This is a genomic window from Streptomyces sp. NRRL S-495, from assembly GCF_000966955.1.
Taxonomy (GTDB): domain Bacteria; phylum Actinomycetota; class Actinomycetes; order Streptomycetales; family Streptomycetaceae; genus Kitasatospora; species Kitasatospora purpeofusca.
Map to the genome: position 1 here is coordinate 1 of NZ_JZWY01001240.1, position 2,825 is coordinate 2,825.

General features: G+C 72.5%; 3 protein-coding genes. 1 reads left to right on the forward strand and 2 read right to left on the reverse strand.

Annotated elements, in window-relative coordinates; translation table 11 throughout:
* Positions 1-291: 291 nt before the first annotated feature.
* Positions 292-723 carry a MerR family transcriptional regulator gene (locus VR45_RS40855; RefSeq protein ID WP_045945044.1) on the reverse strand — a complete coding sequence of 144 codons (432 nt, stop codon included), beginning with the start codon at positions 721-723 and terminating at the stop codon, positions 292-294.
* 147 nt (positions 724-870) lie between these two features.
* On the opposite strand from VR45_RS40855, the gene VR45_RS40860 reads away from it, so the two are divergent.
* Entirely contained in the window at positions 871-1,704 is an 834-nt protein-coding gene (locus VR45_RS40860; protein WP_045945045.1) for an oxidoreductase, read from the forward strand.
* 177 nt (positions 1,705-1,881) lie between these two features.
* Here VR45_RS40860 and VR45_RS40865 read toward each other — a convergent pair.
* Positions 1,882-2,825 (reverse strand): serine hydrolase domain-containing protein (locus VR45_RS40865; RefSeq protein WP_045945046.1); only part of this gene is annotated, 944 nt, incomplete at its 5' end.

Here is a 2,825-nt window from a genome sequence, read left to right on the forward strand (position 1 = left end):
AAGGATTCGTAGGTTTAGCGAGGTCAGGGGTGGGTTACCGGCCGTAACGATCACTAAAATGGGGTGATTTGAAGGCAAATGTCCATATTTTCAAGATCGAATATGGCCCCAAGGTGGCCCGCACCACACCCCTCGCCCTGTGAGCCCGCGCACACGGTCGACACCCCGTAACCACCCCCCGCCCCGCCCGTGACGGAGCCGCGCCCGCCCGGGTGGCCCCCACCACAGCCCTCACCCTCGGTGCGGGGACCGTCGCCCTCTGCCCGCCGAGCCGCCCCTGCCCGGCCGACGTCATCCGCAGGCAGGGCCGGGGGTGGGAGTGGCCGAGTAGGACGGGTTCCAGAGGCGGTCGGCCTCGCCGCGGGCGAGGTGGGCCTCGTAGATCCGCACCTTGGCCCGCATCACGTCGAGCGTGCCCTGGAGTTCCCGGACCTGTGCCTCCACGTGGTCCTGGTGCCGGCGCAGCAGGTCGAGCCGTTCGTGTTCATTGCCCGGGCCCTGGCGGGCCAGCTGGATGTACTGGCGGATGTCCGCCAGGGACATGCCGGAGGAACGCAGCCGGGTGCAGATCGCCAGCCACTCCAGGTCCTCCTCGTGGTAGACCCGGCGGCCGTTGGACAGGCGGCGCACCGGGTTGGCGAACAGGCCCTCCCGCTCGTAGAAGCGCAGCGCGTGCACGCTGAGCCCGCTGCGCTGCGCCACCTCACCGATGCTCAGGTCCACGCATCCCCCTCGTACCGCTGTTGATCTAGACCCGACTCTAGGACCTAGCGTCGGGGCATCGACCCGGAGGGGCATCAGCCCATCGGGTCACAGGCTCATCGGGTCGCAGGCTCATCAGGCCATCGGCTCATCGGAACGGGGAGAAGAATGAGTATCTGGTTCGTCACCGGCGCATCGCGGGGGCTCGGCGCGGCGATCGTCCGGGAGGCGCTGGACCGGGGGCACGGCGTGATCGCCACCGCGAGGGACGCGTCGGCGGTGCTCGCGGCGTACCCGGACAGGCCGGACGGCCTGCTGGCGGTGGACGCGGACGTGACCGAGCCGGGGCAACTGGCGATCGCGGTGGAGGCGGGCCTGGCCCGGTTCGGCCGGATCGACGTCGTCGTCAACAACGCCGGTTACGGCCTCGTCGGCGCGATCGAGGAGACCTCGGACCGGGCCGCCCGGGACCTGTTCGACGTCAATGTGTTCGGCGTGCTCAACACCCTGCGGGCGACGCTGCCGACCCTGCGCGACCAGCGGTCCGGGCACGTCCTGAACATCGGCTCCGTCGGCGGCTTCGCCACCGCCCCGGCGACGGGCCTGTACGGCGCCTCGAAGTTCGCCCTCGAAGGCATCTCCGAGGCACTGCACGGCGAGCTCGCCCCGCTCGGGGTCCGGGTGACGATCGTCGAGCCGGGCGGATTCCGCACCGACTTCCTGGGCGGCTCCAGCCTGCGGACCGAGCCGGCCTCGATCGCCGACTACGCCGAGGGCGCGGGACCGGTGCGCGAGGCGCTGGTCCGCTACGACGGCCACCAGCCGGGCGACCCGGCGAAGGCCGCGAGGGCCGTGGTCGACCTCACCGAGGTCGCCGAGCCGCCGCTGCGCCTCCAGTTGGGCGCGGACGCGGTCGAGCGCGTCGAGGCGAAGCTGGAGCTGGTGCGGCGCGAACTCGACCAGTGGCGGGAGGTGGCGCTGGCGCTCTCCACCTCCGCCTGACGGCCGCCGTCCGGGTGCCGGGTGCCGGGTGCCGGGTGCCGCGCACCGCGCACCGTGGTCCGCTCCCGTCGCACCGGGCCCGGCACGGCGGGAGCGGACCGCGCGTACTGCTCCCGCGCGATCCGCTCCCGACTGCCCTTCACACCAACGGTGCTCGACCCCGGAACCTGCCGGGTGTCAGCGGCAGAGGGCCGCGTCGACCGCGTCGGTCAGCCGCTTGCCGGTGGGCGCGTCCGGGATCGTGGTGACGGTGATGTTCACGGCCCGGCCGTCCTCCGTGACGCCGCCCCGGGTCCGGTAGCCGGGGGAGGTGCCGCCGTGGCCCCAGACGAGGCCGCCGCAGGTCAGCGGCCTGCTCTGGATCCCCAGCCCGTAGCGGACCCCGTCGCCCAGCAGCTCGGCCGGGACGGTGCTGCGCATCTCGGCGAGCTGGGCGGCGGGCAGCAGCCGACCCGCCAGCAGCGCGCCGTAGAAGCTGTTGAGGTCGGTGTTGGTGGACACCACCGCCCCCGCGGCCCAGGCCATCGAGGCATCCATCGCGGTGTAGTCGACCAGCGGCGCGTCCGGGGCGGTGCGCAGGTAGCCGTGCGGATGGGTCTCGCGGAGGGCGGTCTCCCCGGCGGCCGGCACGTAGGTGTGGCGCAGGCCGATCCGGTCGATCACGCGCTTGGTGACCTCCTCGCCGAACGGGCGGCCGGTAACCTTCTGGATCAGCAGGCCGGCCACCAGGTAGTTGGTGTTGCTGTACTCCCAGCTGCTCCCGGCGGGGAACCGCGCCTGCTGGACCAGGGCCCCGTCGAGGAGTTCGCGCGGCTCGAACCAGCGGTACTGGATGGTGGTGAAGTCGGCCAGCGCCGGGGCGTCCATGTAGTCGGGCAGGCCGCTGGTGTGCTGGAGCAGCTGGCGAACGGTGATGTTCCGGCCGTCGAAGCCGTCGCCGCGCACCAGGCCCGGCAGGTAGGTGTCGACGGCCGTGTCGAGTCCGACCCTGCCCTCGGCGACCAGTTGCAGGACGACGACGGCGACGAAGGTCTTGGTGTTGCTGCCGGCCCGGATCTGCCCGTCCACCGGGACCCGGGCCCCGGTGGCCAGGTCGCCGACCCCGGCGGTGTAGGTGCGGC